The organism is Mucilaginibacter lappiensis, from assembly GCF_900155965.1.
Taxonomy (GTDB): Bacteria; Bacteroidota; Bacteroidia; order Sphingobacteriales; family Sphingobacteriaceae; genus Mucilaginibacter; species Mucilaginibacter lappiensis.
On record NZ_FTMG01000005.1, the window covers coordinates 239,106 to 261,814 of the forward strand.

At 43.9% G+C, this 22,709-nt stretch carries 14 protein-coding genes; 2 read left to right on the forward strand and 12 right to left on the reverse strand.

From position 1 onward, the window contains the following. Nucleotides 1-9 precede the first annotated feature (9 nt). The 12 genes from BW976_RS12425 to BW976_RS12480 all read right to left on the reverse strand — a co-directional run bounded on the left by BW976_RS12425 (nt 10) and on the right by BW976_RS12480 (nt 21,186). Complete coding sequence (locus BW976_RS12425; RefSeq protein WP_076373723.1) at nt 10-3,123, reverse strand: DUF5107 domain-containing protein; 3,114 nt, start codon at nt 3,121-3,123, stop codon at nt 10-12. An 11-nt stretch (nt 3,124-3,134) separates the two neighbouring features. Next, nucleotides 3,135-6,116: a glycoside hydrolase domain-containing protein gene (locus BW976_RS12430; RefSeq protein WP_076373724.1), complete on the reverse strand. Its 2,982-nt coding sequence runs from the start codon at nt 6,114-6,116 to the stop codon at nt 3,135-3,137. A 32-nt stretch (nt 6,117-6,148) separates the two neighbouring features. Beyond that, a complete protein-coding gene (locus BW976_RS12435) occupies nt 6,149-7,159 on the reverse strand; it encodes a c-type cytochrome (RefSeq protein ID WP_084192174.1) in 1,011 nt (336 codons plus the stop codon). Continuing rightward, the gene (locus BW976_RS12440) at nt 7,159-8,598 is read right to left on the reverse strand and encodes an aryl-sulfate sulfotransferase (protein WP_217696247.1); all 1,440 of its coding nucleotides are present in this window, start codon (nt 8,596-8,598) and stop codon (nt 7,159-7,161) included. The genes BW976_RS12435 and BW976_RS12440 overlap by 1 nt, the downstream gene beginning before the upstream one ends. A gap of 68 nt (nt 8,599-8,666) precedes the next feature. Further along, nucleotides 8,667-10,196, reverse strand: coding sequence for a RagB/SusD family nutrient uptake outer membrane protein (locus BW976_RS12445; RefSeq protein WP_076373609.1), 1,530 nt, complete (start codon nt 10,194-10,196; stop codon nt 8,667-8,669). Between the two features lie 45 nt (nt 10,197-10,241). Continuing rightward, nucleotides 10,242-13,322, reverse strand: a complete 3,081-nt coding sequence (locus tag BW976_RS12450) for a SusC/RagA family TonB-linked outer membrane protein (RefSeq protein ID WP_076373610.1) — start codon at nt 13,320-13,322, stop codon at nt 10,242-10,244. A 594-nt stretch (nt 13,323-13,916) separates the two neighbouring features. Further along, complete coding sequence (gene cysC / locus BW976_RS12455) at nt 13,917-14,462, reverse strand: adenylyl-sulfate kinase (RefSeq protein WP_076373611.1); 546 nt, start codon at nt 14,460-14,462, stop codon at nt 13,917-13,919. Between the two features lie 31 nt (nt 14,463-14,493). Continuing rightward, complete coding sequence (locus tag BW976_RS12460; protein WP_076373612.1) at nt 14,494-16,443, reverse strand: M1 family metallopeptidase; 1,950 nt, start codon at nt 16,441-16,443, stop codon at nt 14,494-14,496. A 108-nt stretch (nt 16,444-16,551) separates the two neighbouring features. After that, complete coding sequence (locus tag BW976_RS12465) at nt 16,552-17,568, reverse strand: sulfotransferase family protein (protein ID WP_084192176.1); 1,017 nt, start codon at nt 17,566-17,568, stop codon at nt 16,552-16,554. Continuing rightward, nucleotides 17,565-18,797, reverse strand: coding sequence for a chromate efflux transporter (gene chrA, locus BW976_RS12470; protein ID WP_076373613.1), 1,233 nt, complete (start codon nt 18,795-18,797; stop codon nt 17,565-17,567). Before chrA ends, BW976_RS12465 begins: the two co-directional genes overlap by 4 nt. Nucleotides 18,798-18,957: 160 nt before the next feature. After that, the gene (gene cysQ / locus BW976_RS12475) at nt 18,958-19,743 is read right to left on the reverse strand and encodes a 3'(2'),5'-bisphosphate nucleotidase CysQ (RefSeq protein ID WP_076373728.1); all 786 of its coding nucleotides are present in this window, start codon (nt 19,741-19,743) and stop codon (nt 18,958-18,960) included. A 372-nt stretch (nt 19,744-20,115) separates the two neighbouring features. After that, nucleotides 20,116-21,186: an AI-2E family transporter gene (locus BW976_RS12480; protein WP_076373614.1), complete on the reverse strand. Its 1,071-nt coding sequence runs from the start codon at nt 21,184-21,186 to the stop codon at nt 20,116-20,118. Between the two features lie 355 nt (nt 21,187-21,541). On the opposite strand from BW976_RS12480, the gene BW976_RS12485 reads away from it, so the two are divergent. Together BW976_RS12485 and BW976_RS12490 are read left to right on the forward strand one after the other, a co-directional pair. Beyond that, nucleotides 21,542-22,339 carry a HipA family kinase gene (locus tag BW976_RS12485; protein ID WP_076373615.1) on the forward strand — a complete coding sequence of 266 codons (798 nt, stop codon included), beginning with the start codon at nt 21,542-21,544 and terminating at the stop codon, nt 22,337-22,339. After that, nucleotides 22,317-22,700 carry a DUF3037 domain-containing protein gene (locus tag BW976_RS12490; RefSeq protein ID WP_076373616.1) on the forward strand — a complete coding sequence of 128 codons (384 nt, stop codon included), beginning with the start codon at nt 22,317-22,319 and terminating at the stop codon, nt 22,698-22,700. Before BW976_RS12485 ends, BW976_RS12490 begins: the two co-directional genes overlap by 23 nt. Nucleotides 22,701-22,709: the final 9 nt, after the last annotated feature.

Genomic DNA, 22,709 nt, shown 5'->3' on the forward strand with positions numbered 1-22,709 from the left:
ATCAGGTAATTATTTCAGAGTCATTATTTGTTGCAGGATGCGTACGATGGTATCGCTGGTATCTGCTTTTTCGGCCGATCCATTTTCAAAAACCTGCTGGCACCATTGTATGATATCGTTATCGGGGCATTGTTTAACCTGCGCATCCAGCCACGTGGTGGCAGCAGCTTTACTATCCAGTTTTTCCATAGCCCAGGCCGTTACCAGGCTGTTGGCCGGTAAAAAGTTCTTAACGGTATTGTCGGTCTTAGGTGTAAAGGCAATGATCTTTTGCAGGTACTTTCGCGCTTCGGCATCCTTGCCCTGTTTGGTATAGCAGAGGTAGGTCAACCAGTCTTCTGCCCTTTCGTCAATGTTTTCCGCATAAGGTTTGCCGGCACCCAGGTTAAGCGGCCATAGTTTGGCATCGGCTGTTAAGGTAAGCGCAGCTGCATAGTTATTACTTCTTATTTTTTCTATAGCCAGCATCAGTTTGGCTTCGCGATACAAATCGCGACCAATGGTAGCGCCTTCAAAAGGTAATATATTGATGACTGATAATAGTTTGGCACATTCTGCATAGCGTTTATTCAGCAGCAGCGTTTTAGCATACAGCATCCCGACGATATAATTTTCGGAATGTTTACGGTAAAAAGGTTCCACCGCAGCTAAGGCCTCGGAATACTGGTTATGAGCTACATAGTATTCGCCCAATAATTTATAATAACGCCATTCATTAGGTTCCAATTTCAGGGCTTTTTGCAAATCGGTCAGATCAGAGGTTCCCATCAGCATGGCCGCCCGGGCCGCATAAAACGGCGCAAAATCAGGCTGGTTACTGCATTGGGTAAATAGGTTTTTGCTTTCGGTTATGCGGTTGCGGTCTTTGTACAATAGGGCCAGGTAGTATTTTGGTTTCCAGCTGTTGCTTTGCTGCATGGCCCAGGTCAGCACTTCTTCGTCATCAGCCCTGAAGGGGAACACAAAAGCGGGCGAACTGTTATTGGCCTTATCCAATTGCTGCGTAAACGGCTTTCCTGCTTTATGTTGTAAAAAGGCCAGCCAATAGTTGGTCAAAGCATTGGCTGGCGAAAGTTCTAGCACTTTGCGGCATTCCTCCAAGTATCCATACTGATAATAAACGTTGGCCAGTTCCAGATAGCTTTCTATCGGCTGTTCGTTCCGGATAGAAGCGGTGAATTGGGTTTTGGTAGAGGCATCCCACAAATATTTTTCGAACCCGGCAAAATGATCAAGTGGATTAAAGGCCAGGATCTGGGTCAATACCTGCTCTGCATTTTGCTGTTGATGCAGGTAGCGGTAAGCAATAGCCTCCACTTGCAAAGCCGACAGATCATAGCGATTAAAGTCGAGCGCCTTGGCAGCATATTCCAGGGCTTTGTCATAGCTTTTTTCCCGCAGATATAAACCAGCCAGTCCGTTATATGCCGCTGTGCGATATTCCATGGATAAAGCAGCTATATCAAAACCATCTTTGGCATCGGCTATATGATTTAGTTTGGTATTGATGATACCAAAATAATAATTCGCGCCACCGTCATAAGTGTCGATGCTTAAGGCATCTTTGGCCAATTCCATGGCCTCGGCGTATTGCAGGTTGCGGTAATGCAACTGGGCCATTTTTACCAGGGCCGGTACATAGTTATGATCGAGATTTAAAGCCGCTTGTAGTTTTTCCCCGGCCTGTGGATAGGCTTTTTCGTCCATCAGCTCCTTGCCCTGTATATACAGGCCGTAAGCAGTATTCCAGTTAAAATCTTTGGGCGAGTTAAGTGGCCTGCTCAAATCACCTTCGTCAGGTTTTGAATTGTAGATGATCTTATCGCGCCCCAGCGTAACCAACACATCGCCTTTAGCCGCATCCATTTGAACAGAATCAGCAAAAGTTTGAAGCGGATCTAATTCCAGTTTCTTATTATAGATGATGATTTCACCCTGTTTAACAATCAAACTATCGGCAATTTTTTGTACCGGGCTCAGCGCCAGTTTCAGCCAGCCGTTTCCGGTCTTTACGTTGAGCGCCCCGTAGTTGTTGGCCTCTACAAAGCCCTTGGTTTTAAGTACAGGGTACCAATATTCTGTCCATACCGAAGCTTCGCCGGGTGCAAAGCCTTTGTGTTTAAACGGGGTGAAGGTACTCTCTGGTGATGTTTGATTAAACAACCTGCCCGATTGAATTTCGGAGTATTGTCCGTCGTTATCGGTCAGCAATTTTTCCCAGATCATGCCCTGATCAGACAGCCCCCAGATCCAGATCTTTTTGCCAGCCTTATCATCACGACCCGAATATCGGGCCATACCCAGTTCATCGTCATGCCAGTAGGCTCCAAAAAAATCGGTGTACTTGCCAAATACGTGGTATGATTTATAGCCGCCAAAATCGTTGTTATTATAAAAGGAAACGTCCTTGCCGTTTTGCTTGTTGATGGGCCAGTCGCCATGCTCACCCTGGTGCCCCAGGAAACCGGTGCCTGGGTACATATACTGCAGGTTGCCTTTGGTTTTGATGCCGATGTTCATCCAGTGGTAATACGGCTCATCCAGCGTATTGGAATTATACCAGGTAGATTTGGTGGTGAAATAGGCTTTATCTTTAGGCAGGTTGATCTCCATGGCCCAGGTAGTGCTGGTGAGCAGGTCAAGCACGCTGATGATGCAGCTTACGCTGCCATCATCATTATTGTGTACTATGTAATCAACTGGAGTAACTGAATTGGGGGTATGGCCTATAATGCCATAATTGGGTTCGATGCCGCCGCTTGTCCAGGGGCCGCGCATGGCAATGTCCCTGAACTTTACTACGTGGTTCTCATAAATGAACCCTTTGCCGGTCGACCGTTCCACAGCCGACCAGATCTTACCGCCTATCTGCGGCAGCACGGTTAAGGTGATATACTTGTTTTGCAGTTCCACCACCTTCCACTCCTTCTGCACGGGCTTATCGGTAAAGCCATCGTACCTGAAGTAGGGATAAATATTGGTGAACGCCGGTATCGGGTTAGGATCCGAGAACGGGTAGGTTGTGATCACTTTGTTATACTCCCGGTAACCCGCCTTCTCCTGGGCCTTAACCCAGCTGGCCGATAAACATATCGCTAAAGCAAGCAGTCCTGTTTTTCGCATAGCTATAGGCATTATTTAATGATCAGCAACCAGCCTTTGGCTTTTTCAACCGGGATTTTATCGTTCAAGCCAAATGTTTTGGCATGCTGGAATGTCCTGATCTCCGGTGCGGTGATCGTGGCTTTTACCGGGTCGATACCTAATTTTTTCCAGTCTATTTTTAACTGGATCTCGGTATCCGTATCCTCCCAGCTGGCTATCGAAATCAGTACGGCGCCATCTTTTTTGTAAATGGTGGCCAATACTTTATCATGGTCGGTTTTTACCGGATTATCATCAACCCAATAGCCTATCATTTTGGTGCCTTTGATGCCAAAATCGTCCCAAACTTTCCATATCGGGCGAGGGTCGGCGCCATCGCTCCATGGCATGCGGTTGGTCATACCATAAACCATACCGCGCCACTTGTTACCGCCGCCTTGCAGCATTTCGCCCATCAAACCGAATGGGATACCGCTTACTTCGGTCAGGAAGAAATCGGGGTTATTTTTTTCGTAATCAAAATACTCTCCGAACCACAGGCGGTTGAGGTATGGAAAATGCTCCATGTACAGGTTGGCGCTGTTGTTAAAACCATCGCTTTTGTTGTACTGGTTGGCCGAGTGCAGGTCGATAATACCCGGGTGACCATCCTTGGTCAATACTCTTTTAACCCGTTTCATGGTTACGCGGTCAAAGGCTACATCGTCCAGGTAAATACCGTCGATACCTACATTTTGGGTCAACCAGTTCATACCTTCCACATAGTAGTTGTGCCAGCGGTTCATACCGCTGTTGATGATGGCAGCATCCTTAATTTCGGGTACAAACCAGGCGGCTATGTAATCGTCGCCTATGTGTTCCTGTAACCAGCTGAAACCACCGCCTTTACCCGGCGAATAGATCTCATGACCCAAACTGCGCAAAGCAAATGTTTCATAAGCGTGGTTAGACAGCTCGCGGATGGTATTGTAGATCTTCACCTTTAAACCCGCGGCATGCGCCGAATCGTCATAAGCCTTCATGGCCTTCCAGGCGATAAAAGGATAATTGATATTAGGATTGATAGCCGTGGCATGGTGAATGTTGATTACCGTAGCGCCAGCTTGTTTTATGGTATCGATAGGTTTGTAGGCATGATAAAAACGGGTAGCCCACTGAAAATCGGTATTGATGGTATGGAAAGGTGTGATAAGCAGGTTGAAGTTATAGTACAATACATCGCCTTTGCTCAGCTTGCGCTCGCCGCTGTAGTTGTTGGCTAATACGGCTTTGCCATCGTCTTTTACGTTGAGACCTCCCTTGTCGCCATTACCCCATGATGATGGCAGGATGAGTGGTTTTTGCAGGTAGAAATTGGTATTCAGCGGACGAACATATTTCTCGTCGCGCAAAGAGTATTGCAAACCGGCATTTACATTACCTATCCAGGCACCATCCTGGTTTTTATGGCTTACATCCCATTTCCATTCAAAGTTTTCAGGACGATAGCCGCCTTTCTGGCCCAGGCCCATCATATATTTAGCCACATCTCTTTTAAAAGGAATGTGCATGGTAATGTCTTTAAAACTCACATCCTGCAAGGCTTTTACTTTGACGGTATAAGCTATAAAACCATCGAACTCCATAGAGGCGGTTACTTCCATCTGCAGGCTGTCGTTGGAGCTCGTGGCCGTCCACTGTACGGTGCCTGGCTCCTGTTTGGTAAACTGCAGGCCCTGGCTTTTTAGTTTGATATTTTTACCGGCAGTATTCAGGAAATGAAAATGAATAGCTTCGGTTAGCAGGTTATTAGGTGCATCGGCATATTCGGTCATTTCGGGCGTGAAGAACGTTTGGATCTGTTTTGGGAAACCATCGCTGTTCACCTCCACTTTTCTGCCCAGCAATTCCACCGTGTTATTTTTTACTACCAGTGGCTTATATGGCGCTATCACGGTATTCTTTTGTGCCATGGTAGAGTTCAACCAACCCAGGCGGGTCATTTTCCAGGGTTCATCAACACCACCGTTTTTGGCCAATGTTGGACTCACATTTAAAGATAATTGAATTTCTTTGGAAGTTTTACCGTTGATGCTGATGGAAGCTTTGCCGGCATACACGGCGGCTGTAGCGCTTGCAGGCACATCAATGCCGCACCATAAAGCCTGGATAGTGCCGGCTGCTACGCTTACCGTTTTAGTTAGCGATGAACCGTCATAAGCCGTACCACCCGTATTGATACAGAACAAGGCCGAAGCCGGAATTTTTTTACCCGTAGCCGTTTTCAGATCACTAAAGGTAACTTTCACATCATCCAGGTTTTGCAGGGCGTATACACCCAACTGGAACGAGAAGTTTTCGCCACGCAGTGCAGCAGCGGTATATTTACTTTGTGGACCAAGTTCTATCCAACGCTGTGGCAAATCTTTAGTCATGCGGATAGAGTTTAACCTATCCTCTGGGAAAACCAGAAACGATTCACTCTTATGTTTGGCGATCAGCGCATCCGTTTCATTTTTGGTGGCGATCACTTCCATCGGATAAAAGCTATTAAAAGCATCTATCGACTGGAATTCTTTTACCGTAGCCGCAGGGATATTAGCGTTTAGGCTATTTAACCATGCAGGTGAAGCGGTATTTTCCGGTTTCAGATATATACCCCTTGGATAGTTGGACCGGCCCTCATTTTTATAAGGCATGTAATACACAAAGTAGGTCCCCTTGCCCGATGTGGGTTCAAAAACTACCTCGCCGCTTTCGCGGGTAATAGCGCTCAATTTAACATTGGTAACTTTTTGCCTGGTTTTGGCATCTTCTATAATCACCCGTTTGTTTTCCGGATCATTATCCCTCCTTCTCCAGGGGATAATTACTTTGGCTGCCTTACCGGTACCGTTAAAAGTTAAAACCACCCGGTGGTTCCCTAAGGAATCGGGCACCCAGCAGTTTTTACAATTTGTATAAGGTATTTTTTGGGCTTGTGCCGCAAAAGCAGGTAGCAGGAGGAGGAGCGCAAAGAGTTGTTTTTTCATGTTCATTGGTCAATATCAGTAGTATTCAAAATTTAGTAAGTGGGCTTTAATCTTTTACTTTTCCAGTAATCGGCAATTGGTTTGTATGGCCCGTATTTATGTTGTGTTTCTGAAAAAGGATCGTTAAAAGGCCCTTTGTCGTAATCAATAGCTTTTTCATCGGCATGAGGATATTGCACCTCGGTTACCCCTTTTGATGGCCGCGGATGTTTTTCATCATCGTTTATAAAAGCAGCTAGGTCAAGCGCTTCGGCATCAGTGAGGAATGGTTTGTTATGCGTTACCTTATCAAAAGGCATATTGGCCACCAGCCATTGCGCCAGTTTTACCACCCGGTGCATACTTGATCCCTGACGGTATGCTTTTGCCCCCCACAACGGCGGGTAGGCGTAGGTTACCTGGTCAAACTGCATTTGTCCTTCGCCGGTTGTGCCGTGGCAGCGGGTGCAGTGCTGTGCATATAGTTTTTCGCCCTGATCTGAAGATGCTGCCCTGTCGGGAAAGCTGACCTCCATATTTTTCAATCCTTTGGTATGGTTATTTACGCTGGCTGAGTCACTGAGCCATTTAAGGTATGACATGATCGAGATCATTTCCCGCCCATCCAGCGGCAAAGGCCGGCCCAAATTTGGGCGCATCACACAGTTATTGATCCGCTCGGCCAGCGACAGAATCCTGCCTTCCCTTGCCCGGTACTGTGGATATTCCTTAAATGAATTAACCAGGTTAAACGCATAAGGCCTTGTACCTGCATCACGATGGCAATTGGTACAGTTCATTTTGTTGCCGGTATAATGCCCGTTTACACCATCGGGGCCAATGTAATAAGCGGTACGCAGCATCAATGCGCGGCCATATCTTACTGCCTCGCCAAATTTATCATGCGGTATTTTGAGCGTATCAATGGTCACCAGGTTATCATTGGCAGCAGGACTTTTTAAAGTCGCCGCGTGGTCTTCGTTACAGGAACTGACCTGCGCCAGGTTCCACAGCACAAATACCGTTACCAGCCAAATGATCAAATATGGATACCTTTTGTTCATCACGGTTTTAAATAGGGACTAAGCTCGCTGCTCTTTACAAAAATAGCCCTGTAAGTAGGTACTGCCGTCTCCATCGTCCATAATAATACCCCTTTACGGTCGCTAAGCACAACGATATGCCTTTTGGAGCAGCAACAGAGCACACTGGTATCATTGATCATATAAGCACTGCCCATACGCCCGTTAAATACTTCTTTGGGCAATTGGATATGCAGATCGATTGTTGATGTTTTTTGCTGTTGATCCAGTTTCATGGCAAATACACCCGACTGGTGCTTTTCGACGCCATTATCAAAAAACATCAAATTACCCTCACTGTTGATGTGTGCAGCGTGGGCTTGAGTAAAGTTACATTCGGCAGGCATGGCTATAGTACCGCCCTTGCCAAATTTCCAGATCACCTTACCAGTATGGGCGTCAACCTTCCAGATCTGACCGTTGTTGTAGAAAGAGATCAAATAATTACCATCCTTGTCGTAATTCAGGCTGTTGGCATGCATCCAGTCCTTTTTGGTTTTAAGTAGCTTGGGATCTTTAAACGGGTCCATCACATCAAACACGCTCCATTTCCAGAGTTGCTTGCCGGCTTTATCCATCACCATGATGCCATCGCCGTTCACGGTATCTTTTTTACCCCCGCCAACGGTGCTCAGGTCCATGATCTTTTGATCAACAAACAGAGTTACAATCTGGTTACTGGTATTCTTTAAAATTTCGTGGTGGATGGTTTGTTTAAAATCGCCCTGGCCTTTTTTCAGGTGCAGCAAGGTATCACCTTCCAGGTTTATCTCCAGTATCTCGCTGCCGTAGCTGGTAGGCTCGTCGTTACGACCGAGGATAGAAAGCAAGGTATGGTCTTTGGTAAAATGGATCACCTTAAAACCCAGGTTATCGATCATGTGGTACCATTTGATCTGGCCTTTGTAGTCAACCAGATAAGCTACGCCGGGAGCATACCGTTTATTGATGAGCATTAAGCCATCTTTAAATTCAGCAGGAATATGATTTTCAGACGCGCTTTTAGCCGTGAACTGCTCCTGTAAAAACAAAGGCAACTCATGCGAGCTGAAAGTATAGGTTTTGCTTACCGTTTTAGCCCCATTAACTACCGTGACAATATGATAGGCGTAATTGGTTTTTGGGACGATGTTACATAGTACCAACCTATGTTGAGCCGTATTTTTTGATACGGGCGAAACCTGTTTGGTGGTATCTGCACCCTTATCAACCCAATACTCGGCATAGGCATCTACCGGCGAACCGGTGAGCACATCTATTTGGATCTTTAACTCGTTATTGTTGTGTAGACCTACCTTTATTTCTTTGATAGCAGTGCCATTATTGCAGCCTGCAAAAACCGCCAAAAAAGTCAGTAGGGCTATACCTTTAAAGAAATACTTCATCATACCATTTACAATGCTAAACAGGTTTTGTACCATCTGTTTTAAATATAAAGAATATACAGCCTTTTTGGGCTGTATATTCTTTTTTCAGAAAGGTATACTAATTACTGCTGCCTTCCGGAATTATTTAAGTTAGGGTTAATAGTAACCTGGTTTAAAGGATACGGGAAATACTGATCGCGCGGCATTTGAACGGTTGGGGTTTGACCCGTACGTTTCAAATAGGCATTTACCACATCGGCATATTTACCAAAGCGTATCAGATCTGCCCGGCGTTTACCTTCATAGTAAAGTTCCCAGCCACGTTCTTGTAAAAGGGCATCGTTCAGGCTTGCTTGTGTATAGCTTCCGGCAACCAGTAATTTAGCATGAGAACGTGCTTTTACCTGATTGATCAGAGAGATAGCCTCAGCTGTTGGACCGCTTAGTTGATTTATAGCCTCGGCCCTGCTCAATAATACATCGGCGTAGCGTAAAATATCTACACTGTGACCGTCATAATAAGTATTGGCACCATTGGGGTCGGCATATTTCATGGTAGCTACATCAGGCATATAAAAAGCGCCCTTCGGCGGGGTAGCGCCTATTGATGGCGCTTGCTGATGCACCAATTTATCAACACCAAGATATGATGGGAAAAACATTTTTTTACGGTCATCCTCGTCACCATAGCTATTGTAAAAATCCCAGGTTACAGCATAATATTGCCATCTATCAGTCAATACGGGGTGCTGCAATGGGCCAAAGTGGTTCAAAAGTTCAGTACCGTTTACATTGGCATCGCTCAATACCGAAAAGATATTTTCTGAACACCATTTATTTGCTTCGGCAAATAGGCCAGAGTAAGTAGGATATAGCTGATAAACATTCATATCCATAACCTGTTTAGTTAAATCAACTACTTTTTGCCATTGCTTTTCACGGAGGTAAAGTTTAGCTAGCAAAGTAAGCGCTGAACCTTTGGTAGCGCGGCCCACATCATTGGTTGTGTAGATATCGCTTTTTGTATAATCAACAGGCAATGTATTACCCGCATCCGTAAGATCGCTTATCAATAGCGCATCGATCTGATCAACAGATGTTACTGGTATTGGAGCTGTATAATTTGGATTAGTTTGCTGTTTCTCCACATCTTTTTCAGTAAGCAATACAACAGGACCCCAGGCATCAATTAAATCCATATAGGCCAGTGCACGCAAGAATTTAGCCTCTGCTAAAAACTGCTTTTTTTGCGCATCGGTAAGAACAGTCATCTGGCTGATATTATATATCGCGCTATTGGCATTGGCTATCAGCTTGTATATCTGCCTCCAGTCTTCGGCTATTAAACCGTTAGCCGAATTCCATTGTACTAATGACAACTGCCCCGGATCGCCACCATAAGTACAGTGCCCAACATCGGTAGTCAAATCTGTAAGAGCAAAGTGCCTTACTGTCCAATAATCAAAATTATCACCTACCGACGGACCTTTTAAGCGCGCATAAACCGCGTTTACTGCAGCAATAGCGTCGGATTTTGTACGGAATGCATTGGTGGTGGTTAAACTGCTATATACCTTAGGATCGAGATTCTTATTACAGGAAAACTGTACAAAAACCATCATCACCATAAGAAGAATACTGTATTTTTTCATCTTTTTTAATTTTATGTTGAACCTTAATAAAAGGTTTATTAGTAATTAGTGAATAGAAGCTTTTATACCAAAAGTTATAGTTCTGAACGCAGGGAATGAGCCAAAATCTAACCCGCCAGCCAGGTTATTGATTGTACCTAAGTTTTGAGTGCTTGGAGAAACGGCGGCGGCGTGAACATTAGCTTCCGGATCTGTACCCTTATAACCAGTTATGGTGAACAAATTCTGAGCTTCGGCATATATTCTTATCCCCTGAAGAATTTTCATATTCTGGAATAATGATGATGGGAAGCTATAACCTAATGAAACTGATTTTAAACGGGCAAAAGAAGCGTTCTCAACAAACCTGGAGTTCACGTAACCTCCATAAGTACTTAAAAAGTAACCTTCTCGTGGTACTTGCGTGTTTTCATTTTTACCGGCTACAAAGCGGTTTAAAGCATCAGCACCCGTTGTTGACTCCAATACTAACCTGTTCATATCAAACAACGAATAGCCGAAAGCTCCCTGAATAAAAATATTCAGGTCAAATCCTTTATAGTGAAAATCATTACCTAAACCTGCGGTATAGTGCGGATTTGAATTACCTAAATAAGTTTGATCATCAGGCGTAATTTTACCATCGCCATTAACGTCTTTATATTTAGGATCACCAGGTTTTGAATTTGGTTGAGGCGCGTAATGTTCCCCGGTTTTTATTACACCTTCGTAAACATAGCCATAAAGCTCTCCTAACTCAACTCCAGGCACCAGTTTAGTAAATGGCTGACCAGAAACGGTACCACTTGGATTAGCCGTATTGGTCAGGATCTGCGGAACATTTTCTGCCAGTTTTAAAGCTTTTTGTTTGTTATAAGCGATATTGAAGCTGGTATTCCATGAAAAATCTTTTGTTCTGATATTATTTGAACTTATAGATAACTCTATACCCTTATTTTCAACAGAGCCTGCATTGATCAACTGGGTACTAAACCCAAAATATTGGCCAACAGGAACGTTAAGGAGTAAATCGCTGGTTCTTTTCCGGTAAACGTCAATGGTGGCATTGATTCTGCCATCAGCAAATCCCATATCTAAACCGGCATCAAACTGCGCGGTACTTTCCCATTTCAAGTTAGGGTTTGGCAACAAAGATGGTTCAATACCCACCTGTAAGGCAGAACCATCAAGCGTAGTACTGTAATTACCAAATGTGGTTAAATACCTGTAGTTGGGGATACGATCATTACCGGTAATACCATAACTTACCCTAAGTTTTAAGTTAGAAAACGTATTTAAATTCTTGATAAAATCCTCTTCGGTAAATTTATAAGCTATAGCTCCTGATGGGAAAATACCATGGCGAAAGTTAGGTCCGAACTTAGATGAAGCATCATCCCTTAGAGTAAATGTTGCTAAAATTTTATCTTTATATGCATAATTAAGCCTTCCGTAATAATCGGTAAGACTTGCGTCTTCTCTAAAGCTATTATAAGCACTGTAACCATTACTTGCATAGGCAGCTGCACCTGCGCTCAAATTATAAAACAGGAAAGCATCTGTTGAGAATCCTCTTGCCCCTGCATTTAACGACTGATTAACATCTTTTTGATTAGAGTTACCTATTAATAAAGTAAAGTCGTTATTTTTAAAACTATACTTATAAGTAAAATAGTTCTCCACCAACCATCTAAAAGAGCTATATGTTTGCTCACTAGCCAAACCTCCGTTTTTAGCCCCTGCTACCAACGTTGTTGGAGTGTACTGACCTGCAGTTGTCTGGCTATATTCACTACCGGCACCAAGGTGATAGGTAAGATTTTTGATGATCTGATAGTCTAAAGCGATATTTCCGTTAATGAGTTTGTTACCGCTGGTATTGGTTGGCTCTAAAAGGCTGGCCAACGCATTGTTTTTTCCCTGGTAAACATAGTAGGTACCATCAGGATTATAAACCGGGATATTGGGTTGCGCTGTTAAAAGGCCAAATAACGGCGCTGTAATATCGCCTGAATAGGATTGTTGATCCTGGTTGGTGCTTGCGCCATAAAAGTTAGCACTTAATTTAATGTTCTCATTAAGTGTTTTTTCAGAACCTATTCTGGCGCTGTATCTTTCCAGATCGGTATTTTTCAATACACCAACCTGTTTAATATAGTTACCTGATACATAAATTTTTGAATTTTTATCGCCACTGCTTATGCTTACAGTCCTGTTTTGAACGGTAGCGTTACGGGTGGCAGCCTTTAGCCAATTAGTATTAGCTACAGGAAACCCAGCTGGAAAAAGCGGAGGATTTCCGTCCTCAATAGCGGTAGCATTCTGGATATCTGTATATTGCTGTCCTGTTAATAAAGCCGGTTTATACGTTAGGTATTGTGTGCCGTTAGACACATCTGCATCAATAGATACTTTACCATTTTTACCTTTCTTGGTAGTGATCAAAATTACACCATTACCACCACGTGAGCCATAAATAGCTGTTGCCGAAGCATCTTTTAATATCTGGATGTCATCAATATCATTTGGGTTTATCAAGTTACCGTTATCGGTAATAAACCCATCAACTACATATAATGGTGCATTACTTGTACTGATTGAGTTACCACCACGCACCGTGATAGAAATGGCGCCTCCCGGAGCAAAGCTTGATTGCTGTACTTGTACACCAGCGGCTTTGCCTTGTATAGCCTGCCCCAAATTTGAGGTTGTACCGCCTAAAATCAGGTCATCGCTCTTTACCGAACTTACCGAACCGGTGAGGTCGCTCTTTTTTACGGAACCGTAACCTACTACCACTACTTCATTCAGCTTATTCAGGTCTTCTTCCAGAACAACGGATACCTCGTTAGATGAGCCTACCGTTACTTCCTGCGCTTTATAACCTATATAAGTTACCGTTAAAACGCTGGATTTTCCTTTAAGGGTTAATTTGAATTTGCCATTGATATCGGTTACTGTAGAATTTTTGGCTCCTTTTTCGGATACTGTAGCGCCAATTGCGGCTAAACCCTTGGTATCTTTTACGGTACCATTAATTACCGTTTGGGCATTGGCCCAGGTTGGTAACAATACAAACAGATAACAGCAAACCAGTTTTAAAAAAGGACTGACATAGGAGCGTCCCTTTGAAAAAATACCTTGCATGAAATCCGAGCTAAGTTGTGAGTAAATTTTAATCATACATTGTTGGTGTTAGTATTAATTAATCAATAAGTTTTTAGTTCTTTTTTTATGTTTTTTGGATATTGGAAATTAGATATAAGGCCCTAACAAAGCAAAATTGAAGCCCCTTAAACACAACGCAAACGTTTGTTTTACAAAAACTTAAACAACGCAAACGTTTGATAAACGACGAAAATTCATAGATATTCGAAAGAAAAGCCTTATTAAACACTGGGCTTTACGGTTTTACAGATTGATAATTTGGGGCTTATAGTTCAAAAGCTTCCTGTTTTGGGCAAAACAGGAAAATATTTGATTTTTGGCGATGTAATAAACACATTTTTAAGGCGATAGCTCTAATTGTTATAACATATTTATACAAAGAAAAAAAGGGATTATTAAGAGATTTTACAAACCCCTTCGGGATTGAAGCTTTGTAGAAAAAATCAGTTTCAGCATCAGTGCCGTAGCTACTGTGCTCAGGTTGCATACCTACAATATGCTGAATTCTTAATGTATGTTTGCTGCAAAGCTTTTATTCTTACGGAGTAGCTGTGACTGACTAACACGGAAGTTTTAGATACCTTTTAATAAGGGCACTATATAACGATATACCTTCTCCATGCTTTCCGCTGGGCTCTCTGCGGCAGTGTGAATAATCAATTTGGGGTTGGTTGGGGTTTCAAACCCTGAACTAATCCCGGTAAAATGTGTTATTTGGTTTGCCCGGGCTTTTTTATATAGGCCTTTAACATCGCGAGCCTGGCAAACATCCAATGAACATTCTATAAACACCTCAGTAAAGAGTTCACCTATAATACCGGCTGCCAGGTTCCGGTGTTTTTGAAGTGGTGTAATAAAAGAGCAGATGGTAATAATATTATTTTTCAGCATCAACCGGGCAATTTCGGCAGCCCTGCGGATATTCTCTTCCCGGTCGTTCTCAGTAAAACTCAGGTCTTTATTGATACCCGATCGCAATTCATCGCCATCCAAACAAACCGCAAAAAAGCCCTCTTTCTCCAGTCTCTGCTTTAATAACAAGGAAATGGTTGTTTTACCAGCGCCGGATAATCCGTACAACCAAACAACCATTCCCTTTTGATCAGATATCCTGCTCATTTTTTGCCTTTTAGTTCATTCTATATGAATTTTACTCAGGCAATTTAAAACTATTATTGCTACGGTCAATATCGGGCAATTGCCTGTCGGGATCGGCTATAACCGAAGTTATTTTTGATGTGGTGTTACATTTTAATTTCCACTTAGCTCCTTTTTGCCAAACTTCAACCGGGAGATTGATCAATTGCGTTTTACTGTTTTGCTCTGTTACCTTTAAGGTTATGGGCAGGGCCATTTCCCCTAAATTTTCAATGGTGATAATGGCGCCGGAGGCCGGATCGTTTTTGTTATATTTTACATCGGTAACCGCCTGATCAAGTTTCCAGGTGGTATAAAACCATTCTTTCCAAAACCAGTTCAGGTCTTCGCCAGCCGCATCATTCATGGTACGGAAGAAATCCTGCGGTAGCGGGTGTTTATAAGCCCAGCGTTTGATGTACATGTTGAAGGCATAATCAAACCTATCGGCTCCTAAAACCACATTACGTAAAATATTCAGGGCCAAGGCTGTTTTGTAGTAATACTGACCACCATCGTGCATTACTTCGGGCGCGGTCATCAGCGGGTCTTTCTCGTGCATCAGGCTGCGGGTCATGCGTACAGCCATGCTGCTGGTGTCGCCGTATTCACCGTGGTTGAACCAGTTAGAGGCGTAACCATTAATAAAGGTGTTCATCCCCTCGTCCATCCACATAAAGCGGCGCTCGTTGCTGCCCACGATCATCGGGAACCAGTTGTGGCCCATCTCGTGCGTGATATCATGCCACAGATCGTCCTGTTTAATTTGGTAACTGCAAAACACAATGCCCGGATATTCCATGCCGAGCGCCACACCAGCCACCACAAATGCCGAATGCCATGGATACTCGAAATAGTTTTTGGAATAAAATTCGATACTGTTTTTTAAGTATTGCGCGGCACGACCATAGCGATCATAGCCACGGCTCTCAACCGGGTAAACTGCATTGGCCAACCCTTTTTTACCGCCAGGCAGATTAACCTTTGCCGCATCCCAGATAAAGGCCTTTGATGCCGACCAGGAAACATCGCGCGTATTGTGCATTTTATAATGCCAGGTAAGCGTACCCTCATGTTTTGGCCTGATTGCAGCTGTTCCTACCTCAGCCTCGGTAATAATATGTATCGAACTGTCGCTTTTTGCGGCTGTTGCTAAACGCCTGTTTTGCTCAGCGGTTAATACCTGTTGCGGGTTTTGCAGATCGCCGGAACCGGCTACGATCATATCTGCGGGTGCAGTGATAAAGTAATCATAATTGCCATATTCGCAGTAAAACTCGCCTGTGCCTATATAAGGTAAGGTATCCCAGCCATTCACGTCATCGTACACACACATGCGCGGGTACCATTGGGCCAACTGGTAGATCACACCTTGTTTAACCCCTAACCTACCCATACGATCGGCACCATAGTGGGGTACATAAAAGGAATAGTTAACTTTTATGTTGATCAGGTCGCCGTGTGGCTTTACCACAAAGGGCAGGCGCAATTGCATACGGGTATCGGTAATCGTAGGTTTGATTACATAGTTTTTACCCATATAGGTAACTGAAACTACGCCAATATCATAACCACCCTTGGTATAGCCTTTGGCATCGAAACGGTCGCCGCTAACCGGGGTTGAGGCAGCGCCGCGCGAATCGGGTTTAAACAGGTTCTGATCGAGCTGCAGCCATAGGTAATTGAGCGTATCCTGACTGTTATTGGTATAGTTGATACTTACGTTGCCTTTGATTAGGGTGTCTTTTTCTACCAATTCGGCATTGATTACGTAGTCGGCTTTATTTTGCCAGTATTTGGGTCCTGAGGCGCCATTAGCACTGCGGAATTCGTTTCCATTATAAGTAAAAAACGAATGGTCGAAAACCTGGAGTTCGTTATAAGCCGATTTGGTTTGGGCCATGGCCCAGAATGGCATCATGGCCACACAAAAAAGCCATAAGTTGATCTGTTTAAACTTCATATTGTATTGGATGTATTAGTTGGTTTGCTCTAGCGAAAATGAAAGATAGGGCGCCAAAACAACCTTTACATGATATTGTTTAACGCAAACGTTTGATGGTTCAGCCATTTAAGCAACCTTATTTTTAATATCCGCCAAGATCTGTAACTGCAATTCGCGACGGTCCAAATCTGATTGCCGGGCGTTGCTCAGTATCTCTTTTTTTAGTAGCCCATTTTCGGCATTATAAGCTTCGATAGCCTCCGGCGTTAGGAGTTCTGTATTGTTTAATACTGTAAATAAAGGGTAATCCAATCGGGTTAAAACCTGGTGGCTCAGCAATTCAAATATTTCGATTTCCTGCGGTGTCAATTCCTTATGAAACTTGCCCTTATTATTAGTCATGATGGGCTTCTCGAGATTCTGCCACATTTCACCAGCGGCTGCAGTGGCTTTTGACTCGTTGGAATTGTAAAAACTCAGCATGTTATCGCTGTAATCTATCTCCAGGAAACCACATAATTTCCGGATAAGCATTTCGGGTTGGGTGATGAGCGTTTCGTAATTTAGGGCGAAGAAGCGATCGTCGCCAATACGTTCAGCCAGATCGATACAAGCTTGCTGGTCGTACACCCACTGCTGGGCCAGGTGATAAATATGTTTTTCGCCGACAATTGCTTTCTTAAACGATACAGCTACATCCCGGCCATCGCGATAAAGGTAAATGTATTTCAGGCCCGGGTTATGTTTTTCCAGCTCATCGGCATAATGCACATTGGCCATGCTTTTGCAGCACCAATACCTGGCGTTTTTGGCCATAGTTGCCTGCTCATAAATCAATCTGTTGATTTCAAACAGGCTGTATACGGTTGAGTTTTCAAAGATCCAATCCCTGCTGAGGCTGATACCTTCCCAAGGGACAGGATTGGCCTCTACATAATCAACCACATCGTTAATGAGTATCTTATAGGCGTTTTCATCCAGCGGACCGTAAAACTGTAATAAAGGCACAAACGTAACCAGTATATGTGGCGGATGCGGGGATGCGATAGCTTCCGACTGATCTAATATCACCCTTAGTAAATTGGAGCCAGACCGTTGCGTGCCTATCATCTGGATGCCTTGAGGTTGGTAAAATTTACTCATATGCTATAAAACTTTGCTACTACTCCAAGTGCTATGGAGCCTATAATTAAATAAACCGGGTTCATTTTATACTTGAAACTCAGCAACAGGGACACCAATCCCACGGCTACAAAAAGTACAGATAAGTGCTGCTGAAAGAATATTTTAAATGCCGATGAAATGATCAAACCGATAACCACTACCTTAATGCCAGATACCATATCTTTCACCAGGCTGTGATCTTTATTTTTTTTGAACAACTTGCTCACCACAATCATTAATACTGCCGAGGGGCCAAACATAGCCACTGTTGCCAATATAGCCCCGGCAATACCTGTTAGCTTGTATCCGATAAAAGTGGCGCTTACCAGGATTGGCCCTGGTGTTGCCTGGCTAAAGGCTATGGTATCCACAAATTGCTGGGCAGTAACCCAATGCAGATCTTTTACAAATAAGGATTGCATAATGGGGATCATCACATAACCGCCACCAAAAAGGGAGAGGCTTATGCCCGAAAACACCACGCCTATTTTTAGCAGTATACTGTTGATATTTTTATAGATACCGCTGATAAATACACCTTCGTTAACTAGCAGCAAACCAATCACCCCCGAAGCAAGATTGATCTTAAACCTGCTTTTGAAAGCGGTAAGTACAGCTATATTCTTATACTTATTCCCACTCATAAAAAGCCCGGCTACTGCCCCGGTTAAAATAAGCGCGATGGTAACCAGATAGCTATTGAACCAGGAAATAATTACTATAGTAAACAGGCACAACAGCGCTTTCGCGTAGTTTTTAGCGATCTCTTTTTTAAACAATTGCATTCCTGCCGACAGAATAATGGCGCTTACCGCGGCGGCTACGTATTGCATGATCTGCGCCCATTCAATTTTGTATGAATAGGTAAAGTATAGCCATGATAATAACAGTATCAAAGTGCAGGCAGGTAGTAAAATAGCCAGCATGCTGATAGCAGCGCCGGCTTTGCCCTTTAAGTGATAACCTATATAGGCCACAATATTTACTGCCAAAGGGCCGGGCAGCAGGCTGGCTACGGTAACACTATCCAGGATGGTATCATTATCCAACACTTTATCCTGATCGACCATTACTTTTTGAACCAGGGCAACCAGGGCCATATAGCCGCCAAAACTTACACAACCTATTTTCAGGAAAGTAAAAAACAGGTATTTTAAGTTGGCCTTAACCTTTTGCTCTTGTGTTATATTGATAACTGCCCCATCCATTAATATGCCGCCGATTTGAATTACACCTATGAAGTTAATGATTAACTCACGCTGCCTTAATAACTAACTCCACACAAACGTTTGTTATAATCCTAATTACTTTAAGATCAGTTAATTTTCAATACCGATATTTTGCGGCCTGAAGGCGGTATTTAAACCTCTATTTTACCTTACACAAAAAGCCCGAATTAAGCAGCGAAACCTTGTTATACAGAAAAGGTCCGCCATTAGGCATAGTCATTTTTGCGCCGCTAAAAGTAGCTATGGCTTGGCCCGCGGCGGTATCCCATTCCATGGTAGGGCCATGACGGTAATAAATATGGGCCTTCCCTTCGGCTATCAGGCAAAACTTAAGCGAACTACCTGCCGAGATAGTCTCTTTTATAGGGTATTGGCTCAGTACGGCAGTTTCTTCGGGTGAGGCATGTGAGCGGCTGCCGGCCGCTATCCAGCTGCTGCTATTCACATCGGCATGCAGACGGGTGGTTGCTCCACCCTGGGTTTCTTTCCAACTGCCGATGTTTTGGCCGCCGTAATATAGCTCGCCGGTAACGGGAATGTAGATAATGCCCAAAACCGGGGTATTTTGATGGATGAGTGCGATGTTCACGGTAAACTCACCATTATGCTTAATGAACTCCTTGGTACCATCCAATGGATCCACACACCAGAAATATGGCCAGTTTTTGCGGATTTCGTATGGAATATTTTTTCCCTCCTCGGAGATAATAGGAATATGCGGCGTTAATGCGGTCAGGGCCTTGAATATCACCTCGTGGGATAGCTTATCAGCAGCAGTAAGCGGCGATTGATCGTCTTTTAGGGTCAGTCCAATATTTTCTGGCGACAAGTTATAAATGCTGAGTATGGCAGCCCCAGCCTTTTTGGCTATCTGGTTAATTTGGGTTAGATCGATGGGCTCCAGATCCTGGTAAGTAAAAATCATTTTGATGGATATGTTGTTTTTATGATCGGGTAAATATTTTAACAAATTACGGCTCTAAAAACTTTTTAAACCTTAAATTTTAACATTTTTCTGAGCAAAAACGGGCTAAAAACACTTGAAAATTGATTCAAAACCATCGATTTTAACACTTTTTAACAAATTTCAACACAATTTTGAGTGGTTTTTAAAACTTTAAAAAGTATTAATATTTTGATTATCAAATAATTACATATCAAACGGTCGATTTTTGTTCTCCTTTTCCCTTTAACAAAACAGCCCGGTTTCTCTGGTAAAGGAGAACCGGGCTGGTATTTATTCAAATATACGGAAAATCGGGTGGATAAACAAGCCTCACCTAAAACGGCGAGGCTCTCAAGACTCTACATCCAAAGCTTCCGACTCCGTCTCAATCTTTTTCACGTACAGCTCATCCACCAGTATCATCACAATAGCCAGCAGCGGAACCGCCAGTATAATACCCAGCACACCTGATAGCGTCCCCATCAATACCTGCGACAATATGGTGAGGGCAGGCGGCAGATCGATCATCTTTTTCTGGATAAGCGGGGTTACTATATTACTCACAATGGTTTGCGAAACAATATAAATCAACGCTACAATAATGGCTGTATTGGTACCAATGGTGAGCGCCAGCAGTACACCGGGGATCATGGCTGCCAGCGAGCCAAAGTTGGGGATCAGTTTCAGCAGGCCCGTGAGCAAGGCCAGCACCAGCGCCACCGGGATGCTCATGATGCTTAAACCTACACCTATCAAAATAAACACTAGAACCATGGATAGCATCATCCCCTTTAGCCAGCCTTTCAGCGCCGTACTGATCCGGTCGATCACGCATCGTCCCATCTCCTTGCGGTCTGCCGGTATCAGTTTAATGATGCCATCTTTATATAAATTGGGGTTGGCAGTAAAAAATATAGCCAGGAACATAATGATATAGATATTGCCCAAAACGCCAAAACTGGTATTGAAGAATTGTTTGGCGGTGGCAAACAATTTGTCGGAATTATCATCAGACAGGTAAGATAATACCTTATCGCCCAAAGGATATTCAGACAGTTTTGCCTTAACGGTATTTACTGTTTGGGGCAGCGAATCGCTCAGCACGGTGATCTGCTTAGAGATCTTGGCACCCATAAACCAAAACAAAACCGTGAGGATGATAAAAGTGCCTGCTACAGAAATGCTCATAGAGAGCCGCCTGCTCCATTTGGTTTTGCGCTGTATCATATCGCCCAGGCCATGAAAATAAACCGATACCAGCACCCCCGCCAGCACCATCAACAGTACGTTAAAAGCAACACGCGCTATCAGTATCACCACTACCAGCAGGGCCACAATAGCCACCGTGTGCCATACTTTCTGTATATAAGTCAGTTCCTTTTCTACAGTTTCTTTTGCAGGTTGTTTGTGCTGTTGGGTCATAGTTTCTTAAAGGTTAATTCACACTTACATTACAATAATTAAACATAAAAGTTTTGTTGATCGGCATCATGGCTATAAGGGTATACGGTATACCCCCTTTCAAATAAAATAAATGTCATTTCGAGGCCTTGGAAGACAGGGAATAGCAGGGCAAGGCAGAGAAATCTTCTGCTTCATGCTTACTCTAGTTAAAGCAGGGCGTAAAAGGTTTCTCCTCGCCCCCAATACACAAATCCCCCTGGCTCGTTCGAAATGACATTGTTGTTATTATAAGATTAATATATGATAACGCAATAGTGCATGAGCCACGGCTATGTTTTTAGTTATATTTGCTTGCTTCATTTGAATAGCTGCAATGAATTACACTGAACCACAACTCAGAACCATTAATGTGATACGCTATGTTACCCCGCTGCGCGAGGGCGGCTCTCTGCCAGCCATTGCCGAAGGTGACGACGAGTTTTTATATGTACTTAAATTCCGGGGTGCAGGCCAGGGTGTAAAAGCGCTGATCGCTGAGCTTATAGGCGGCGAAATTGCCCGTTTGCTGGGTTTGCGTGTGCCCGAGCTGGTATTCGCTACCCTCGACCCGGCCTTTGGTCGCTCCGAAGCTGATGAGGAGATACAGGACCTGCTTAAATTTAGTGTGGGCCTTAACCTGGCGCTGCATTACCTGCAGGGCGCTATTACGTATGATCCGGTGGTGACCACGCTTGATGCCAAAACGGCCTCGCAGATCGTATGGCTGGATTGCCTGCTCACCAATGTTGACCGTACCCCGCGCAATACCAATATGCTGGTGTGGCATAAGGAGCTTTGGCTGATCGACCATGGTGCTTCGCTGTATTTTCACCACTCCTGGTATAACTGGGACGAGCAGGCTATACGCCCTTTTATGCCCGTAAAGGACCATGTGCTGCTGCCCCAGGCTTCGATGCTTGATGAGGTTGACACCGAATTTTGTTCGATCCTGACTGATGAGCGCATTCTGGCCATTGTTAACCTGATACCGGATGAATGGCTCACCGACGATTCGGAAAACGGCACACCTGCCGAACGCCGCGATGTTTATTATCGTTTTTTAACCACACGCGTAGAGGCGTCTGAAAATTTTTTAAAAGAAGCACAATATGCAAGAGCCATACTTATTTGAGTACGCCGTAGTACGCGTTGTGCCGAGGGTAGAGCGCGAGGAATTCATCAACGTGGGTGTGATCATTTACTGCCCAAAACAGCAGTTCCTAAAGGTTCGCTTTGTGTGGAACGAGGCCCGCGTAAGTGCGCTGGCCCCGGGACTGGATATGGATTGCCTGAAAGATAATATCAACTCCTTTGAAAGGATATGCCATGGCGATAAACACGCCGGCCCTATTGCCAAACTGGATCTCGCCTCCCGTTTTCGCTGGCTTACGGCTACCCGCAGCACGGTGGTACAATCATCAAAAGTGCATCCGGGTTTATTGCTGGATGCTGAGGCTACATTGAATAAATTATTTGAGCAATTAGTATCGTAGATTGACTCA

Bases quoted from the DNA above. Each gene is read 5' to 3' on its own strand.
- BW976_RS12460 (WP_076373612.1), bottom strand. From the start codon at position 16,443: ATGAAGTTTAAACAGATCAACTTATGGCTTTTTTGTGTGGCCATGATG.
- BW976_RS12435 (WP_084192174.1), bottom strand. From the start codon at position 7,159: ATGAACAAAAGGTATCCATATTTGATCATTTGGCTGGTAACGGTATTT.
- cysC (WP_076373611.1), bottom strand. From the start codon at position 14,462: ATGAGCAGGATATCTGATCAAAAGGGAATGGTTGTTTGGTTGTACGGA.
- BW976_RS12490 (WP_076373616.1), top strand. From the start codon at position 22,317: ATGCAAGAGCCATACTTATTTGAGTACGCCGTAGTACGCGTTGTGCCG.
- BW976_RS12440 (WP_217696247.1), bottom strand. From the start codon at position 8,598: ATGGTACAAAACCTGTTTAGCATTGTAAATGGTATGATGAAGTATTTC.
- BW976_RS12445 (WP_076373609.1), bottom strand. From the start codon at position 10,196: ATGAAAAAATACAGTATTCTTCTTATGGTGATGATGGTTTTTGTACAG.
- BW976_RS12430 (WP_076373724.1), bottom strand. From the start codon at position 6,116: ATGAAAAAACAACTCTTTGCGCTCCTCCTCCTGCTACCTGCTTTTGCG.
- BW976_RS12485 (WP_076373615.1), top strand. From the start codon at position 21,542: ATGAATTACACTGAACCACAACTCAGAACCATTAATGTGATACGCTAT.
- BW976_RS12425 (WP_076373723.1), bottom strand. From the start codon at position 3,123: ATGCGAAAAACAGGACTGCTTGCTTTAGCGATATGTTTATCGGCCAGC.
- BW976_RS12480 (WP_076373614.1), bottom strand. From the start codon at position 21,186: ATGACCCAACAGCACAAACAACCTGCAAAAGAAACTGTAGAAAAGGAA.
- BW976_RS12450 (WP_076373610.1), bottom strand. From the start codon at position 13,322: ATGCAAGGTATTTTTTCAAAGGGACGCTCCTATGTCAGTCCTTTTTTA.
- BW976_RS12465 (WP_084192176.1), bottom strand. From the start codon at position 17,568: ATGAGTAAATTTTACCAACCTCAAGGCATCCAGATGATAGGCACGCAA.
- chrA (WP_076373613.1), bottom strand. From the start codon at position 18,797: ATGGATGGGGCAGTTATCAATATAACACAAGAGCAAAAGGTTAAGGCC.
- cysQ (WP_076373728.1), bottom strand. From the start codon at position 19,743: ATGATTTTTACTTACCAGGATCTGGAGCCCATCGATCTAACCCAAATT.